Source organism: Paraburkholderia sediminicola (assembly GCF_046026855.1).
In the GTDB taxonomy this organism is placed as follows: domain Bacteria; phylum Pseudomonadota; class Gammaproteobacteria; order Burkholderiales; family Burkholderiaceae; genus Paraburkholderia; species Paraburkholderia sediminicola_A.
Genome location: NZ_JAQQET010000005.1, coordinates 272,952 through 291,259 on the forward strand (window position 1 = coordinate 272,952; position 18,308 = coordinate 291,259).

Annotated in this window: 15 protein-coding genes; 4 read left to right on the forward strand and 11 right to left on the reverse strand. The window is 59.4% G+C overall.

The features are described 5' to 3' along the window. Nucleotide 1: 1 nt before the first annotated feature. From PQR40_RS07975 to PQR40_RS07995, 5 genes are all read right to left on the reverse strand, one after another. Nucleotides 2-442 carry a low molecular weight protein-tyrosine-phosphatase gene (locus PQR40_RS07975; protein WP_408508727.1) on the reverse strand — a complete coding sequence of 147 codons (441 nt, stop codon included), beginning with the start codon at nucleotides 440-442 and terminating at the stop codon, nucleotides 2-4. Beyond that, nucleotides 439-1,632: a polysaccharide biosynthesis/export family protein gene (locus PQR40_RS07980; protein WP_408508728.1), complete on the reverse strand. Its 1,194-nt coding sequence runs from the start codon at nucleotides 1,630-1,632 to the stop codon at nucleotides 439-441. The genes PQR40_RS07975 and PQR40_RS07980 overlap by 4 nt, the downstream gene beginning before the upstream one ends. A 409-nt stretch (nucleotides 1,633-2,041) precedes the next feature. Further along, nucleotides 2,042-2,758, reverse strand: coding sequence for a carboxypeptidase regulatory-like domain-containing protein (locus PQR40_RS07985; RefSeq protein WP_408508729.1), 717 nt, complete (start codon nucleotides 2,756-2,758; stop codon nucleotides 2,042-2,044). A gap of 19 nt (nucleotides 2,759-2,777) precedes the next feature. Next, nucleotides 2,778-5,156, reverse strand: coding sequence for a YjbH domain-containing protein (locus PQR40_RS07990; protein ID WP_408508730.1), 2,379 nt, complete (start codon nucleotides 5,154-5,156; stop codon nucleotides 2,778-2,780). A 23-nt stretch (nucleotides 5,157-5,179) separates the two neighbouring features. Further along, nucleotides 5,180-6,595 carry an undecaprenyl-phosphate glucose phosphotransferase gene (locus PQR40_RS07995; RefSeq protein WP_408508731.1) on the reverse strand — a complete coding sequence of 472 codons (1,416 nt, stop codon included), beginning with the start codon at nucleotides 6,593-6,595 and terminating at the stop codon, nucleotides 5,180-5,182. 912 nt (nucleotides 6,596-7,507) lie between these two features. On the opposite strand from PQR40_RS07995, the gene PQR40_RS08000 reads away from it, so the two are divergent. Then, nucleotides 7,508-7,663: a DUF3309 family protein gene (locus PQR40_RS08000; RefSeq protein ID WP_201073954.1), complete on the forward strand. Its 156-nt coding sequence runs from the start codon at nucleotides 7,508-7,510 to the stop codon at nucleotides 7,661-7,663. A gap of 102 nt (nucleotides 7,664-7,765) precedes the next feature. On the opposite strand, the gene PQR40_RS08005 is transcribed toward PQR40_RS08000, so the two are convergent. From PQR40_RS08005 to PQR40_RS08025, 5 genes are all read right to left on the reverse strand, one after another. Continuing rightward, nucleotides 7,766-9,127, reverse strand: coding sequence for a four-carbon acid sugar kinase family protein (locus PQR40_RS08005; RefSeq protein WP_408508732.1), 1,362 nt, complete (start codon nucleotides 9,125-9,127; stop codon nucleotides 7,766-7,768). A 30-nt stretch (nucleotides 9,128-9,157) separates the two neighbouring features. Further along, the gene (locus PQR40_RS08010) at nucleotides 9,158-10,456 is read right to left on the reverse strand and encodes a ribulose-bisphosphate carboxylase large subunit family protein (RefSeq protein WP_408508733.1); all 1,299 of its coding nucleotides are present in this window, start codon (nucleotides 10,454-10,456) and stop codon (nucleotides 9,158-9,160) included. Then, nucleotides 10,453-10,992, reverse strand: coding sequence for a VOC family protein (locus PQR40_RS08015; protein ID WP_408508734.1), 540 nt, complete (start codon nucleotides 10,990-10,992; stop codon nucleotides 10,453-10,455). The genes PQR40_RS08010 and PQR40_RS08015 overlap by 4 nt, the downstream gene beginning before the upstream one ends. A 104-nt stretch (nucleotides 10,993-11,096) precedes the next feature. Continuing rightward, nucleotides 11,097-12,983, reverse strand: coding sequence for a TRAP transporter large permease (locus tag PQR40_RS08020; RefSeq protein ID WP_408508735.1), 1,887 nt, complete (start codon nucleotides 12,981-12,983; stop codon nucleotides 11,097-11,099). A 123-nt stretch (nucleotides 12,984-13,106) separates the two neighbouring features. Continuing rightward, nucleotides 13,107-14,132 (reverse strand): TRAP transporter substrate-binding protein, encoded by a 1,026-nt coding sequence (locus tag PQR40_RS08025; protein WP_325047203.1) that lies wholly within the window; start codon nucleotides 14,130-14,132, stop codon nucleotides 13,107-13,109. Between the two features lie 197 nt (nucleotides 14,133-14,329). Between PQR40_RS08025 and PQR40_RS08030 the strand changes: the two genes are divergently transcribed. From PQR40_RS08030 to PQR40_RS08040, 3 genes are all read left to right on the forward strand, one after another. Next, complete coding sequence (locus tag PQR40_RS08030; protein ID WP_408508736.1) at nucleotides 14,330-15,385, forward strand: LacI family DNA-binding transcriptional regulator; 1,056 nt, start codon at nucleotides 14,330-14,332, stop codon at nucleotides 15,383-15,385. A gap of 438 nt (nucleotides 15,386-15,823) precedes the next feature. Further along, nucleotides 15,824-16,195, forward strand: a complete 372-nt coding sequence (locus PQR40_RS08035; protein WP_408233340.1) for a hypothetical protein — start codon at nucleotides 15,824-15,826, stop codon at nucleotides 16,193-16,195. Nucleotides 16,196-16,493: 298 nt separating this feature from the next. Beyond that, the gene (locus PQR40_RS08040; protein ID WP_408508737.1) at nucleotides 16,494-16,967 is read left to right on the forward strand and encodes an Lrp/AsnC family transcriptional regulator; all 474 of its coding nucleotides are present in this window, start codon (nucleotides 16,494-16,496) and stop codon (nucleotides 16,965-16,967) included. A 3-nt stretch (nucleotides 16,968-16,970) separates the two neighbouring features. On the opposite strand, the gene PQR40_RS08045 is transcribed toward PQR40_RS08040, so the two are convergent. Beyond that, the gene (locus PQR40_RS08045) at nucleotides 16,971-18,212 is read right to left on the reverse strand and encodes a YbfB/YjiJ family MFS transporter (protein WP_408508738.1); all 1,242 of its coding nucleotides are present in this window, start codon (nucleotides 18,210-18,212) and stop codon (nucleotides 16,971-16,973) included. Between the last annotated feature and the right edge of the window lie 96 nt (nucleotides 18,213-18,308).

The following is an 18,308-nucleotide window of genomic DNA, read 5'->3' on the forward strand; positions in this document are numbered from 1 at the left end:
TTTATTTTCCCAATCTATCGATAGCTTGAATCCAGCGATCCGCGCCGTTCTCTATCTGTGCCAAAGCAGCTTGAAAAACGGTTTTTCCCTGACCAAACGGATCGATTACATCCGTTCGGTCATGTTCTCCCAAGCGGTATACCTTCCCTTTAGCGAACGGATAGGTAGCCTCTACCCGCTTCAGTTGGATCTGGTTCATAACGAGTACCAACTGCACAGAGCGTACGTGGCTAAGATTCAGACTTGCTGCTTTGTGGCCCCCGATATCGATGCCGCGCTCAGCTAGTAATTCGATAGCAATTGGATCGGCACCATGTCCAACTAATGCACCTAAGCCCGCAGACAAGATCGTCGCGTCGGGCAACCATTTCTTAAGAAGACCTTGTGCCATCGGGCTCCTACAGATATTGCCCTCGCACACCACGAGAATGCTATCGATCATTTCGTCACTATCGCCGCAGTAAGTCCAGCATTGATTGCCGGCATGAGAAGGCTGAGCACGCGGCTAAAGCGAACTAAGCCGTTGCCGTCCGCGTACACAATGTCCTTTGGTTGAAGCTCGAATTGATTAGCGAGAATCATTGCGACAGGCGAGCGAGCATCGAGGTGGTAGACCTCAGGTACGCCGCCATTTTGTGATCCCCGAATGACGTACAGTTGCGCAGCATCTGCGCTATTCGTATTCAAACTCCCCGCTTGAGACAAGGCATCGCTCAGGGTTAGTCTTCCGCTCTTCATTGGCACCGCCGTAACCGGCTTATTGACCTCGCCCATTACGAATGACCCGTTGTCGTCCCGAGAGACGACCCTTAGCAGATCGCCGTCTCTAAGTAGAATCTTCGCCACGTTTTCGCGACGATCCATCATTTTCGGAAGATCCAGTGTGTATGACACCCCTCTCCGAACCAAGATCATTCGACTTTGATCCGCCGCGGCTGTAAATCCGCCGGCACGACTGATAGCTTCGAGCAAAGTCATGGGAATGTCATTGATCGGCTGTGGTCCAGGAGTGTGCACTTCCCCGTCCACGTAAACTTGCTTTGATCGAAACGACGCAATCCGCACTGTTACCTGGGGTTTTACGAATACCTTCGATAAATGTTCTATCAAGCTATCCTGAGCTTCGTCCAATCGTATATTTGCAAGATGGATCCTGCCAACATAAGGAAATTGGACATCGCCATTACTGTCGATCACGAATCCTTGTGCTGGATCTGAGGGGCGGTTGTTGGCGGCCGTCTGCCCCCCCAACGCCGTGACCAATTCCGGGTGATCCCAAACCGTGATCTGAAGCACATCTCCCGGTCCAAGCCGGTAAGGCGCCGGAGAGCTGTCGAACAAAGTCTGCGTTTGGACGTCACTTACTTTGGCTGCATCAAGGCGCAGCTTGTTTATAAGTGCAAGGTTGATATCCGTCATTGGCACTGCCGCTTCGACACTTGCGTTCTCATCGCTGGCGCTGGCATTCTGCGCGGCAATACTGGGCGGCTTCTGCATGCGCATACCCGGTGCGACTGCACATGCCGACAGAAGCATGCAGGCGAGGACTGCCACTGTCATAAGCAAGGTGCCAGATCTGCCTTGATTCAGTGACAAAACACCTTTGATACGTGCCGCAGAAAAACTCATCATTACCTCGTGCCAGTTTTGATTTTTTTGAAATTCCCAACAACCATCTACGTAGTACAGTCAACCGACCGGCGACTATCTACTTCCAATCTTGTTGCCGTTCATGTCCACAATGGATCAATTTACTGCGCCTGGTCCAAAGCGACTTTACAAAAGGCCAAGTCGCAACTTCTGAAACGAAAGTAATTTTCCTCATAAACTATTTTTCACAACTTGCTCTCTAATAGGTTCGAGAACAATATCCATCAATTCTTCAAACTTCCCGAACGACCTCTTCAGCATTGCTAGTACTAACGCAACCCGCTAACTTCAGTGTTTTTAATTGCATTCTGTCGGTACACGTCGACGGGTGGCTGCCACCCGTCGAATGATCGTATCCACTCAGGATTCAGGCCGGATGACGCTACCTCGATTACTTCCCCGTCCCCCCCGTCCCACCCGTCGACCCGCCGCTTCCGCTCGAAATCGGAGCCGCTGCCCCAGCCGCCTGCGCAGCCGCAGCCAACGAAGCCGCCGGCTGTCCATTACTCGTAATCGCCCCAGCCTTCAGCAACGTATCGAGATCCGCATCCGCACCCGGCGCGCCGGGCGTAAACGAAACCGTCAGGAACGAAGAAGAGGAAAGCGTGATCCCATACGTGCTCTTGATCAGCGCCACAACCGCCGCCTCAGCATTCGCAATCACCGTGCTATTCGACAGCGCACTTTGAAACGACGCGTTCGAAGTGATCCCCGAGAGCAGCCCGCTAACAGTCGTGCCCAATTGCCCTGCGATGTAGTCCAACAGCAATTCCGTCAGCGGCGTCACGTTGAACGTACCCGCGCCGGCTGCAAACGAGTGAATCGTGATCGCGCCGCCGGTCGCCGTAATCGTGCAAGGACCGTCAAACGCGAACGTCGCCGAATACGCACCGTTGGAATTGGCCGTTGCGCTACCCGAGCCGTTCTTGCACGCCAGCGTGATACTGGCGTTGGCCAGTGCCGCACCAACTGCCGCCGTACCGCTCACCGTCCCAACTGGCGAGCCACCACTACTGGTTCCGCCACCGCATGCGACCAGCGCACTGGTTGCGAGAGCCATCGATCCGAATTGCAGCGCGCGCAGCGTGGCGCCGTTTAGAAGCTTCATCGCTTATCTCCAAAGAAAGTCATTCACAATTGACCGGCACCAACGCCCGTCCGTCGCTTACACCCTGCAAACCGCTTCCGCAGACGCCATGTGAAAGCGCGACGCCCGTCGATACAGCAGGCACGCTCACTTGCGGCTTCGGCTTTGTTCCGTCACTACCTGGTCGCCCGTAACGCAGATACGCATCGCGCATCCGGTAAAGCTGAGTCGAGAAGTACTCGCCGCTAAAGCGGCCCTGATTCAACAAGTACTGCTGCGTGCTATACGGGAAAGCCATGTTCTCCGCCGCATTGGCCGACAGGTAATTGGTCGATCCCACTCGCGTGCGGAAATCCAGCCCGAACTGTTCAGAGCCGTACACCTGGCTGATCCCTGGCTTCATGCCCTGACGCAACGTCAACGGGAAGCTGATTGCGGCACCCACAAACGTTCCCTGCCCGCTATGCTCGCCATGCACACTCACCGATACGTCGTCGAACCAGCGCGTCAGCGTCGCGACCGGACCCTTGTCTCCACCAACAAAGCGCGCCACGCCCGCTTCGATCCACAGCTTCCAGGACGGCTGCACCCAGCGGTAAGTCAGCTCGGCATTCTTCTCACTCGGCAGTTCGTCGTGACCCGGTTCATGGTGCAAATAGGCGAGCCGCAAACGAATCAGATCGGGGCGCCCCGGCACGAACACGGTTGTTTCGTTTTGCACACCAACGTACGAGTAATCGAACTTGCCGATCGATGCCACATTGAATACTTGCGGCATGACCCAGAAGCTTTGTGCCAATGCGACCGCATTCAGGCCGCCGCGCAGGCGGTAGTCACTAAACACGCGGCCTTCGTCCATGTTCTTTGTGTTGTAGAGCGGTGCGATATAACTCGCGTACAACTCCGCACCACGCCAAAGCGGCACGAACCCTTCAATGTTGGCGCCGAGCGAGATATCGAAGTTGCCGTACTCAGTGCCGTACAGGTAACTGACAACCGGCTCAATCTGAATACGCGTCAGTCCATGCGTGTGTTCATTGCCATGCCATGCGATCGAGTCCGCGTCGTATGTCGGGCGCGTGCGCATTGTCATTGAGGCGCTTGCAGCCGCCGGCGCACCGCCCTCAACGAACTGCTCAAATGCGTCGCGATCGACAATGACTTCGCCTAACGGTTCATTGGCTTTCTTGATGACCACGTGAATCTTGTCCGTGCCGTGCGGTGCATTTACGCTCGCCACACCGAGCACAATGCCGAGTGCGTCAGCTTCGTTCTGGTTGTAGCGATGGTTCTCGTACTCGACCACCAGATCGCGACCGCTCATCCCGACACGCACGCGCTCGAGGCCGGCCGCAAATAGTTGTGCAGCGATTTCGTCAAGCGCGGAGGTGTCCAGCGCCTCCGGAATCGCAGGCGACTGCGCTCCGGACGATTTGGCCGCCATCACATCACTCAACATCACCGACGCATACGACTGCAGCGGCGGTACATACGTAATCGGCGCCGCGGCCAACGCGTTGCCGTTACCCGTGGCAGTGCGCGTGTCCACCGGTTGCAGGCTGCCGAGACGGATCAGGCCGTCATCGTCGGCGTCCGCTGTCTGGGCTGCGGGCACTTGCGGTCCCTCGCACAATCCGTCGGCACAACGTGCACCGCTAAAGCGTTTGCCCAGCGGAATCTGAATGCCCACCGAGAAAGACGTGCGCGGCGACACACCATCCGTCGAGCGGATCGAACGCATGAACGTGCCGATCACGTTCGCATCAGCTAGCCAGCTAATCCGCGGAGACTGATAACGCACGCCTGCATAAGGCGTTTTCGAATCGTCTTCCGCGAGCAGAGACAAGCCTGTGTTCCACAGCGAGACTTGCGCGCCACCGAACAAACCATCGAGGCGATCGCCCTGGCCGTAACCCGCCGTCAATGTCATCGGTCCAAACGCTTGCGACACCACGCCGTATTTCGAACGGAAGAAATGCGTCTGGCCGCCAATGTCGGTCACACCGAATGCAATGCTCGGCTGATACTTGAAGAACTTCGGCACTTCGAACTTGACGTCGCCCATCAGATGACGGAACAGAAAGTGGTCGGCATTGCTGAATGGAGCCGGGACATTCGCCGGGTAATTGGCAAGTCCACCGGACAACTCCACATAAGGCAGCAAGCCCACTGCTCCCCAATACATCTGCGCGCCCGTCGCTTTCTTTCCGTAGCGCGGATCAATGTAGTTGTTGTACTGCGTCTCCACTGTCCCTTCGGGCAATGCAAACGCGTATGGAATCACCAAGCCGCCCGCTTGCCCGAGCGCATTGAGCGCGGGGTCGGCCGCTTGCGCTGAAGCGGAGAACGCTAAAGCTGAAGCTAGCGCCAGCGCTCTCGGCGCCGACCGGGGTTGTTGTCCGCGTAATTTCTTGGCCATGTGTTTTTTATTGTGTTCAGGTGTCAGTACGCGTTGCTATGAACCAGACCCTTCGCTATCGTCGCCGCAACAATCCGCATGTCGAGCCCAAACGACCAATTGCGCAGGTAATACAGATCGTGTTCGACGCGCCCTTGCATCTTCTCGATCTGGTCTGTCTCCCCTCTGAATCCGTTGACCTGCGCCCATCCGGTGATCCCCGGCTTGATCCGGTACCGGTGGATATAGCCGTTCACTACTTTCTGATAAAGCTCGTCATGTTCAATCGCATGAGGCCGGGGCCCCACTACCGACATATCGCCCCGCAGTACATTGAAGAACTGCGGCAACTCATCCAGGCTAGTCCGCCTGAGAAACGCACCCACTCGCGTAACACGCGGATCGCCGCGCGTGGCCTGCTTCACCTGACCCGCTTCTACGTCATGAGGACGCATCGAGCGGAACTTGTAGATCTTGAAGATGCGTCCATCCGCACCCTTGCGCTTCTGCGTGAAAAACACCGGTCCACGCGAAGAGAGCTTTACGGCAATTGCAATCGCGATCAGCAACGGAGCAATCGAAAGCAGCGCGCAGGCGGCGAACGCGCGATCGAAGATCTCTTTCTTCACCAAAGCGCGAGCCGGCACCGGCGACGCAACCAGGTTGATCGCGGGCATGCCGATCAGGTCGATCATGCCGCTGTCGAACAACGCCACACTGCGCATATCGGGCACGAAACGCACGTTGATGAGGTCGTCGCGAAACTCAGCCACAAAACGCGACAGCGTGCGTTCCTCGGAGAGTGGCAACGCAAGCCACAACTCCTGCACATCGTGTGTCCTCACGTAAGCGGCGAACTTGGTGATGTCGTCGTACACCGGCACACCTGAGCCTATCGTCCCCACCACCGGCCGCACATCAAAGGCCGCCACGGCACGAAATCCGCTCGTCGTCGAGCCTTCGATACTGCGCACGACCTGGTGGCAATGCGACCCACACCCCACAACCGCTACCCGGCGGAGATTCATCCCTGCGTGCCGAACGCGTGCAAGCACAGCGTGTACAACCAGACGCGACACAATCAGCGCGCCGCCCGTGATTGCCATCCAATAGGCAAACCAGAGACGCGAGATGAAATCCGTGCGATGCAGCGAGAACATCAGCACCAGACCACAGCTTTGAACCACGAGCCACGCCAGCGACACCTGACCGGCCATGCGCAGGCGTGCTCGCCCACGCCATGAACCGTAGACGCCGAATACGGGAAACAGAACCAGCGTAAAAGCTGCGGCAAACGCGACAAATGCGGTATCGATACGGCTCTGCGTGAGATCTTCAAATCGCACTTGCGACGCAGCCACCGCCCCAAGGACGACAAGCATCACATCGAGCAAGCGTGCGATCAGGCTTTGCAACCCCGGAATCGTTCTTCTTTGATGCGCAAAATTCGCCGTATCCATTCTTATCCCCGCGCTGGTCTCTCGCGCCAAACGTTCTTGTCGAGCTGCTGAACTTGTGTTCGCTCCAACAGCTCATGTCTCTCAGGCTTCAACCACCACGCTCTTCGCGATAACAACACCACCCCGGCACGCGAAGAAGCGCGCAATGCAATCAACTTTGAATTCACTCATCCAGCGCGAAACCAAACGTCTGGACGTTGCTAAACAACAATGGGGGATTCACTGCAAGCCGCTCGCACCCGTGCAACCTGGGTACTCAGGCAAAACGCCGCCACGATAAGATCCGAACAAAAGATCCCACCGCTTGTGCGCTGAGGAGACAGACCTGATAACCCCCGACCAGGCCAGCCGTTGACTCGAACTTCAAAACCACCTACTGCTTGTCTTGTCTGTGTTGTGCACCGCACTACCTATAAAGCAGCAAGCATGCCAATCGTCAGATTTCTTTCACAATTGATCTGGGGATATGGGGCAAACCCTTGTCATATATGCGTTTTCTCCTGACCTTGGGCCTCAGAAGGGCCGCAAAAAAGGCGCGAAATCGTGTTCGGTAACGCGCTCGTTACGTAACACCGCCCGTAACGGCCCCCATCAATCAGGTGGCGGAGGTGGCGAGTTGTACGACGCGGTAAAGGTATGAAGAATGGAGGAAGAAGACGTGCTTTTACGCGACCAGACAGATCGCGAGATGTGAGTTGAACCGCTCGTCTGTCGACCGATCGGAACAGTGCGCGTCGTACGAACGAGGAACCTCAACGGCCGTTTTAAACAATTCACCCCGCGCTTTTCGTCTTGGGCACATGGCTTGCTGAATCAGGACATCGATACTGCCTTCTCGCAAGCGCGCCTAAGTGCGTGCTGCATGGCTGTCGTGACCGGAAGGTCCTATCAACCCAAGCGGAGGTGATTAATATGTTGGGAACTATTCTTCTGATTGTGCTGATCCTTCTCCTCATCGGTGCGTTTCCGACGTGGCCGCATAGCCGTTCATGGGGTTATGCACCGACTGGCGGTATCGGCATCGTGGTGATCGTCGTGATCGTGCTGGTCGTCGCAGGCGTGATATAGCCGGCGTGAAGCACTCGGGTCAGCAGTTCAAAACCAGGTCGGCCGCCGGATATCGATGCAGTTCGCTGCATCGATATCCGGCGGCCGACGTCAGTTCAGGCATCACGTATGGGTGTTGTAGCCGTTCAGCAGTTGCTCGAACAGATCGGCGTCGCCCATTTGGCCGCCTTTGAGCATGATCTCCATGCCGTCGAGCTCTTTTCTATCGGCATGCAGGCGGCACACGGTAACGCCTGCCGATAGAGGCGAGAGATACGACAGCCCCCACGCATCGAGTGCGCGGACGGCAAAGCTCGATGTATCGCCGCCTGCAATTCCGATGCGTTGCAATCTCACCTTGCTGAGTACCGCTTTCAGCAGCGCGGCACACGCGTGGGCGAGTTGCGGCAACGCGCTGTGCGCAGCATCGTCTGCGTGCGCCGCGCGACGCGTCGTGAAAGCGAGCACGTTGCGGCCGTCGCGCAATGGCCCGGCGATTGCGGCGACACGCGTGGCCAGATAGTCCGACGCGGCGTCGCCGGTCATTTGCAGCGGGTCCAGTTCTACACGCAGATAGGAATGCGCGGCGGCGATCTGCACTTCAGTCAGAGGCGAAAGACTGCCGGCCAGCACGAACACCGGTCCGCGTGCACGAGCCAGCGAAGCGGGCGCAGCATTCACTTCTCCACGTTCACCCGCATCGTTGAGTGCACAGGCGTAGGCCTGCGCCACGCTGCTCGCCCCGACCGCCAGCAATGGCGCTCGTGCCGTGGCTTGACCTGCAATCAGACGACCAATCGCACGCAAATGCGAGTCGTCGAGCACGTCGAATAGCACGCCGTCAGGTTTCGATTCGAGTCTGTAGGCCAGTTCTGTTTGCAGCGCCGCGTCGCCAAGTGCATAGCAACGCCAGTCGATCGATTGCACATTTTCCAGCCCCTGACGTTGCAGATGGACCCGCAAGTCCGCTTCATTCATCGGTGTGACAGGGTGACGGCTCATGGTCGGATGACGGTCGATCCTGTAGATCGACTGTTGATGATCGTCCGCACCGGCCGCCGCGAACAGTTCGCCGAACACGCAATAGCGACGCAGATTCGGTTGACCGCCCACCACCGCAACCAATGGATTCGCACAGTACGCTCGCAACGTGCGAATGGCCACGCCGATGCTGCCGGTCTGCGGCGCGCTATCGAAAGTCGAGCACACTTTGTAGTGCATCACGCGCACGCCAAGCGCGGCGAACGCGGCGCCCACGCGCGCAAGCTCCGGTTGCTGCTCGTGCGGTGGCATGGTCCGCGCCGCGCCCGCGATGCCAACTGCGTCAAGCCGCCCCAGCATCGAAAGCCGAGCGGCATCCGGCGGGGCGAAGAACAACATGGTGCGCAAGCCGGCGCGGGCGAGATGAGCAAGCGTGTCGGTCGCGCCCGTAAAGTCGTCGCCGTAGAAGCCATAGGCGGGACCATCGCCGCTGATGTCACTCATTGCCGCTCGCCTCCCGTTCCGGTGTATCGCTCACGTACGGCTGCCGAAAAATTCCAACGCGCGCCGCAATTCCGGCATATGTTCGGCGTAAATCTCCAACGGCGTGCGCGCCTGCACCGCTTCCCATGCCTGTCGAACACTCGTGACGCCCGCCGCAGGACCGTCCGGATGCGCGAGAATGCCGCCGCCCGACATGAACAGCAAGTCGGTGGAACGCACGGCGTCGAACGTCGCTTGCACGGTGCCCGCCCATTGTCCTGACGAAAACGCAGGCAGCACGATATCGTCGCAACCCGGCGCGAGCGGCGTGGCGCAATCGCCCGCGGACTCGATCACTTCGGCATCGCTCTGCGCGAATTTGCCGGCGAGGCCGTGCACATGCATATGGTCGACACCCGTCAAACGCCAGAGCGTTTGATACGCCTGAAACGACATGCCAAGCGCCGGATCGCGCGACATCATGCCGTAGCCGTTGCGATGTGCGTGCAGCACGAGCGGCGTTGCGCGACGCAGTGTCTGGATCGCGGAAAAGCCGCACCAGTTGATGCTCGCCATCACGCAACTGCCGCCTTCCTGCTCGACGAGTTCAGCATGCCGGCGCATAGCGTCGAGGTCGTCGGTGATATTGAATGCGACCATCACCGGGCGGCCGCTGCGCTCGCGATAGTTGCGCACTTCCTTCATCACCGCGCGCACGCGCTCGGCGAGCGGAGCATGCGCTGGATTCGCGCACACCTCATCGTCCTTGATGAAATCGACGCCCGCTTCGCATAACTCGCGCACCAGTGCTGCTGTTTCTTCAGCACTCAGGCCGACGTTCGGTTTGATGATGGTGCCGATCATCGGCCTGCCGGCGACTTGCGTCAGCGCCCGTGTACCGGCTACGCCATGACGCGGCAATTCGAAGCGCGCACGATATGACGCCGGCAAGCGCAACGACAACAAGCGCATGCCGGTCACTTCGCCGAGGTCATACAGATTGCCAGCGACGGTCGCGGCAAGCGTCGGCAGATTCGCCTCGATGTTGGCCAGCGGAAACGACAGCGTGACACGCGCGCGCCGCCACGGCCCCGGCGTGCCCTGACGCGCAAGCCATGCACTCGGCAAACTGGGCTGCGCGGCGGACTCGAGTTCTTCGATCCGCACCGCGCTCGCGCGGCTGCGCGCGCGCAGTGCGTCAGACTCGTTGGCGACCCGCACAAAGGTGCCGCTCGACTGCTCGCCTGCCATCACATCGGCAACACGTGCAGGATCGAGCGGCGTCTCGATCAGATAGTCGGCTTCGAGGCAATTGTCGTTGACGCTCTGCTGTTGCAACGTTGCGTTCATAGCGCGCTCAGATCGGGAAACCGGCGCACTGGACCACGGCCGTCCCAATCACGCGAGGCCGCATAGATCATGTCGAACAGCTTGCCTTTTGGTCCGGCGATTTCCGACAACTCGATCACCGTGCCCGGATGATTTTCGGTGTCGAAGTAAACGAAGCGTCCGTTGCGCCCCACTTCGCCGCTCATCGCGACTTTGAAGCCCTGCTCCTGCAAACGCACGAGGTCTGCGTCGAATGAAGTCGTCCAATACGCGTTGTGCTGCAAACCAGTGTGGCCCGCAGCAAGAAAGTCGCGATACATGGACGGCGCATCGTTGCGTGTCTGGATCAGCTCGACCTGTAACGAGCCCGAATTCGCCAACGCCACCGAGTTATGCACGTCGTACGATTGCCCGCGATACGTGTAATTCTCGATCGGCACGCGTTCGTTGTAGAACCACGGACCCACGCCGAGCACACGGCTCCAGTAGTCCATTGCGGCCTCGATATCGCGGACCACATACCCCGCCTGACGGATCTCGCCAAAGAAACGACTCATAAAACTCTCCCGATGCTGCCAGTTTTTGAAAGACGAGCGACGCCCCGGCGCAGCGCGAACGCAGCACCCGAATGTCGAACCTGTTTAGAGACTTAAAAGAGACCTTAGAGAAAACCGATAGAAATCCAGGGAATCGCCGCGACCAGAATCAGACCGACGATCAAAGCACCCATGTAGCCGATGATCGGACGAATGCCCGCATCGGGATTGACCTTGCTGATTGCGCATGCCGAGTAGTAGCCCACCCCGAACGGCGGCGAGAACAGACCCACGCCCATCGACAGAATCACGACGATCGCGTAGTGCACTTCGTTGACGCCCGCGAGTCGCGCGATCGGAAACAGCAGTGGCCCGAACAGCACGATGGCGGGGATCCCTTCGAGCACACTGCCCAGCATCACGAATACGACGATCGACACCGCGAGAAAGCCATACGCGCCGCCGGGCATCGAACCCATCAATTGCGCGAGGTCCTGCGAGAAGCCGGATTGCGTCAGCGCCCACGCCATGGCCGTTGCGCAGCCGATAATGAACAGGATCGCGCCCGATAAGGTGGCCGCGTCCACCAGCATGCGGCCGAGGCGCTTCCATTCGAACCGCCGGTAGACAAGCAGCCCAATCACCATCGAATACGCGATGCCGATGGTCGACACTTCAGTCGCCGTCGCCACACCTTCAACCACCGCCATTCTGATTACGAACGGCAACGCCAGCGCGGGCAGCGACACGACGAACAGGCGCCCGATCTGCCGCTTGTTGAAACGCTGCGCGCCGCTCAGGTCCTCTTTGCGATAGCGCCACCACACCACCACGCAGAGAATCAACGCGAGCACGGCGCCCGGCAACATCCCCGCAGTGAAGAGCGCGGAAATCGACAACCCCGTCACTGAGCCGATCGTAATCAGCACGATGCTCGGTGGAATGGTTTCGCTTTGCGCGCCGGTGGTGGCAAGCAGCGCGACCAGATCGCCTTCAGAAGCGCCGCGTTTTTTCATTTCCGGGAACAGCACCGGTGCAATCGCCGCCATGTCCGCGACTTTCGAACCGGAGATGCCCGACACCAGATACATCGCGCCAATCAGCACGAACGACAAACCGCCGTGCAGGTGACCGACGAGGCTCGCAAGAAACTCGATCATTGCGCGCGCCATGCCGGTCATTTCAATCAGCAAGCCGAGAAACACGAACAGCGGCACAGCCAGCAATACCAGATGAGACATGCCCTCATCCACGCGGCCGACCACGACCTCGAGCGGCGTGAAGGTCGAGAGACCGAGATAGCCGAACGTGGCAAGCGCGAAAGAAAATCCGATGGGCACGCCCGAAAAAATGCCGATCGCGACCACGCCGACGAAGAAGATCACCAGGTTGACCTTGCCGAGCGTCTGGAACCACGGACCGCCGAACACAGCCACCACGCCTAATAGGGCAACCATCACGAGCACGATCAGCACGTCGCGCACGCGGCTCACCTGCGCGAGACGAATCAGCCCGACGATCAGCATGAGGGCGGCACCGATCGGCAACGCGAGCGCGCGCCATGCGTTGCTGATCTCAAGCGCAGGCGTAATGATCGCCGCCTCGCCGGACGCATAGTCGTACGCAGGTCCGATCAACAACGCGAGTAATGCAATCGATGCGGCAATCGCCAGCGTATCGACGAATGCGCGCCGCTCCGGCGAAAGGCGGCTAACGAAAGCCGTCATTCGCATATGTTCGCCGCGCCGCAACGCGAGCACGGCGCCAAGCATGGCGAGCCACAGGAACAGAATCCCGGCGAGTTCGTCCGACCACACCAGTGGCTGATGCAACGCATAACGCCAGATTACGCCCGCCAGCATCACGACGATCTCCACCGCCAGCAGCGCCGCCGCACAGACTTCGACGAGCGCAATCAGCCCGCGATCGAAGGTTCTCAGCCAGCGGCGCGGCAGGCTCGCCGCGTGCAACGCGACGGCCGCCTCGGCGGGATTCAATGCGTGATTCGACATGCGGATGCCTCCTCGCGGCCGCTCGCCGCGTTTCGTCTCTTGCTCACCGGTGTGCTGCACGGTCAGGGCCTACAACTCAGCATTCACGCTTCGCGCTTCACGATTCACGATCACGACTCACGCCTAAGCCAGCTTGCCGACCGATTGTTCGAGCAGGTCCCACGCCTGCGTACCGAACTTGCCCTTCCATTCGGCGTAAAAGCCCGCTTGACGCAGCGCCGCGCGGAACGTGTCCGGTGCCGGACGATTAATCGCCAAGCCTTTGCTTTGCAGATCCGCGACGGCAGCGTCGTTAAGCTTGCGAACGTCTTCGCGTTGCTTCAACGCGCTTTGATTGAAGGCGTCGCTAGCAATGCCCTGCAAGTCTTTCGGCAGACGTTGCCACGCGCGCGGGTTCAATACGAACCAGTAGCCGTCCCACATGTGGTTGGTCAACGAACAGAATTTCTGCACTTCGTAGAGCTTCGCGACCTGCACGATCGGCAGCGGGTTTTCCTGCGCATCGACAATATGCGTTTGCAGCGACGAATAGACTTCGCTGAACTGCAAGCTGGTCGGTGCGGCGCCGAGGCCCTTGAACATGTCGATGCTAAGCGGGCTTACCGGTACGCGTATCTTCAGCCCGCGCATGTTCTGCGCGCTGGTGATCGGGCCGTTGCTGGTGGTCGTCTGACGAAAGCCGTTGTCCCACATCTTTTCAAACGACTCGAGCCCGGCCTTCTGCATCGCCGCACGCACGTAGGCGCCGAGCTTGCCGTCCATCGCGCTCCACACCTGGTTGTAGTCGCTGAAGGCAAAACCAACCGCATTGATTGCCACCGATGGCGCGAGCGTCGACACCACCAGCGCCGACGGCGTGAACATCTCAATGCCGCCGCTGCGCACTTGCGCAAGCATGTCGGTATCGCCGCCGAGCTGGTTGTTAGGGAATATCCGGATCTCCATGCGCCCTTTCGACGCCTCTTTGATCTGATTGGCCGCTTCCTGCGAGCGCACGTTCAGCGGATGCGTGAGCGGCAGATTGTTGCCGTACTTGAACACGAACTCCGGGCCGGACGCCGCGCGCACGATCGCCGGAAAGCCCAGCGCGCTGGCAACCGGCACAGCGGCAGCGGCACGCAGCAACGTGCGTCTCGCGAGGTTGGTCATTTGGGTGTCTCCTTGCTTATAATTGATGTGACTTCGAATCCATCAAAAAACCTCATCACCTGCTGACACCGCCTTGATTTCCGGTCACTGCGTATCAGTCGTCATGTGATAGCTGCAAGACTAGGCGTCCGCGGCAATGGCTGTCAAACCGCGAACTTGATGGTTTTTGATGGACTTCCACTCTGCGAAGGACTGTTATGTCCGAACCGCTTCTCCTCACCGCTGCTGCACGCGCGCGCATTCCCGACATTGCGCGCGCCGCCGGCGTTTCGACCGCCACGGTGGATCGCGTACTCAATGGCCGCGAAGGCGTGCGCGCCGTCACTGCGCAACGTGTGCTTCAGGCGGCCGCGCAACTCGGCTATCTGCTGACGCCGGAAGCACCTGTCGCGTCGGCTTCAAGACCGATGCGCATCGCGTTTCTTCTGCCGGCCGGCACCAATCGCTATTTGCACATGCTCGGCGACTACATCGACTTCGCGCACGAGCAGTGGAACGCGTTGGACATGAAATGCCGCGTTCACTACGTCGAGAGTTTCAACCCGAAAGAACTCGCCGACCGTCTACTGCATTACGGACAACGTGCGGATGGCGTGGTGTTCATGGCGCTCGAGCATCCCGTCGTACGCGATGCCGTGAATACGCTGGCCGACCAGGACGTACCGGCAATTACGCTGATTTCCGATTTGTCGAATGCGCGGCGGCTGGCTTATGTGGGCATCGACAATCGCGCAGCAGGACGCACGGCAGCGTTGCTATTGGGGCGCTTCATGGGGCCACGGCCGAGAGGAAAGATCGCGATGCTGGCCGGCAGCCTCAACTATCGTGGGCATGAGGAACGTGAGATCGGTTTTCTGCATCTGATCGAATCGACGTTTCCTTCGGTCAAGGTGATTGGCCTTCGCGAAGGACACGACGACAGCGAGCGCAACTATGCGCAGACGCGCAAGCTGTTGGAACAGCATCCCGATCTCGCGGGGATTTACAACAGTGGTGGTGGTTCGGACGGCGTCGCTCGCGCGATTGTGGAAGCACGCTCCGATCAGAAGATCCTGTTTGTCGGGCACGGGTTGACGCCTGACACGCGGGCTCTGCTGATCGACGGAACGATGGATGCATTGATCACACAAACACCGCAGGCCATGGTGGGGAATTGCTTGCGGATCTTCCGCAACGTGCGTGAGAAGCGCGATGCGCTGAGTGACGTCAAACCCGTGCAGTTCAGTATTGTGCTGAGGGAAAATTTGCCATGATTAGCGGGGGTTTGGGCCGCTCCCGCAGGGCTGCGGTAGCACACGAATACCGTTAGGCACGCCGGATGCTGAGACACCATCGCATTCAAACTTCAATGTGAAAGGAGATCACATCATGCCCTACCTTCTCGGCTGGCTTCTTGGCGTTCCGTTGATCGTGCTGGTTATCCTATACCTCATTTTCCACTAATCATTTGCAACATAAGCAGTTCACCTGAATGTCATTCCGCGCGGCCCTGCCTGTCCCAGCGGCCGCGCGTTCCGAGATGCTCGCACCCTGGGTGCACCTTCCATTCGTCAATGCAAAGCGGCGCCTCGGTGCGCATGTCTTTTCACTTGCGCTGTACAAAACGGCGCGTAAGACTAGGCCCCCTAGCCCGCGCAAAATGCCATATCTGCACGCGTACGCACAGACTGCGTATGAGCAAGGAGGGATCCATGGCAAACAACGAATACACGCTGTCACATCAGGACGTGGTGAAGGCAGTGATCATTCATCAGAACATTCACGAGGGCTTCTGGACGCTGAACATCAACTTCAACGTCGCTGCCACCCATGGTCCACAGGTGCCCGATCCTTGTCTCGCCGTGACGATCAAGGGCATCGGCATCATGCGGGCTTCGTCTGCCGATCCACTCGCCACCGACGCGGCGCTTGTCAATCCGCCGGTGCCTGAACCTGCTGAAGGTGCGGTGCACATCGCGGCGGCCATCAACGGCACGCATGAAGGCGGTATGCAGTTCTGTCGTGACGTCTATCGCAATGTGGCGGTACAAAGCGCGGTCAGAGCGCCGAACAAACACAGCTAAAAGAGAAAAATGCGTCCATGCCCGGCGAGCGCGTCTTCAGGCGCTGGTAACGCCGGAATTCGCCCGCGTGCCGCCTTCTTGTGAAGAAGACAGCGAGACACCGGATGGCAGCTTGTGGCCGCGCGGAACCGCTGGCCCGGGGCCGGCGGCCCGGACGGTTGTCCCGGGCATGAATGCACCCTGAAAATATACCCAGGCGCAGGCTGGATAGGCTTCTTAAAGCAATCCATCCATTTGCCTAATACAGGATGATCTTCCGCTATAATGGCATTTATCAGAACAAGCTTCCGAGAATGCTATGACAACCCGAAATCGCCCACTGGACAACCAGGATCGGAAGATCCTGCGCGAGTTACAGAAGAACGCGCGCCTGAGCAATGCGGAGCTCGCCGAACTGGTCGGCATGTCGACCACTGCGTGCTGGAATCGCACGCGTCAGTTGGAGACCGAGGGGTATATCCGCGGCTACGTTGCGTTGCTCGATCAGCAGAAGCTCGGCTTCGCCGATGTCGTGCTGCTCGAGGTCACGCTCGACCGTCACGACGATGACGCCCTCGCCCGCTTCGGCGCCGAACTGGCAACCTTGACTGAAGTGCTGGAAGCGTACCTGGTGTCGGGCGATTACGACTATCTGGTGAAAGTGGCCGTCGACGGTACAGCCGGCTACGAGCGGTTTCTGCGCGAGAAGCTCTACAAGATTGCCGGCATCCGTCACAGCCGCTCGATGTTCGCGCTGCGGTGTATGAAGAGTATTCCGTCGGTGCAGATTTAGGGCTCAGACTCCGCGTAACGGTTTCTGGCACGCCGCCAGCACCGCGCCGGCCGCCAGCAGCAACGCGGAATACACCAGCCCACGTGCGAGACCGGCGCCATCCGAGACCCAGCCAATCACCATCGGCCCGACGATCTGTCCGAACGCGAACACGATCGTGAATGCGCTGATGCCCTTGGCCCAGTGACTCACCGGCAAATTGTGGCGCACGAAGGCCGTGGTTGACGCGACGGCCGAGAGAAACGTCGCGCCGAACAGCACGCCGGAGACGAACGCCACCCACGGTTGCGTGAACAACGCGGGCAACAGCGTCGCCACCGCGAGCAAGCCGTTGAGTATCGCGAGCGCGTGACCGCCACGCATGCGGTCGAGCAAACCAGACCACAAGCGCGCCGAAACCACCGTCGCCACGCCAAGCAACAGGTAGAACCCTGTCACCACCACCGCGCTCATGCCCGCGTTGCGCAGCAGCGCGACGATGAACGTCATGTAGCCGATATAGCCGACACCGAACAACGCATAGCCTGCCAGTGCGGGGCTGAAACGCGGCCAACGTGGCGCATCGGCAGCATCGGAAGCTTGTGCGGTCGAAGACCCGCTCGCGTGCACGCGTTCGATTTTCCTCGCGGCGCCGATAGCGATCGCGGCGAACACGGCGCACGCAACGGCCAGCGCGAACCACGCAAATTGCCAGCCATGTGCGACGTTGAGAATCGTCAGCGGCACCAGCACCGACGAAGCGACGATGCCCCATCCGGTCCCGCCGTAATACAAGCCGAGAACCAGTCCCGCGTCATGCGGTCTCGCGGATGCAAGCCGCGCCGCCAGCACGCCGCCGCTGATGAAGACCGCCGCGCTGCTCACACCGGTGATCACGCGCAACGCGAGTAGCGAATGCGTGTCGGCAAGCAGACCGCTGATCGCCATCAGAAGCGCCGTGGCCACGCAACCGGCGCCGAACAACGTACCGTCCGACCAGCGGCGCGCGAGCCGCGGAAACGCGAGCGCGCCCAGCAAATAGCCAAGCGCATTGGCGGTATTCATCGCGCCGGCTTGAGCGAAGCTCCAGCCGAGATCGAGTTTCATCGACGGCAACAGCAACGCGTACGCGAAGCGGGCAAGGCCCAGCGCGATCGCGCTGCCTAACGACAGGCCGGTGGCCAGCATTAAGGTGGGCAGGCGCTGCGCCGCTTCGGCGGAGGTGGAATTGGCGTTCGATGCGGCGTCGAGAGATTTTGTCGGCATTGGCTCGCGTGGGTAGACAAGGATGCGGCAGGCTGGCTGCGGCATTTCACCATCATATCTGGGGGCGCCCGCTGTGGCTGACCGTTAGTTGCGGAT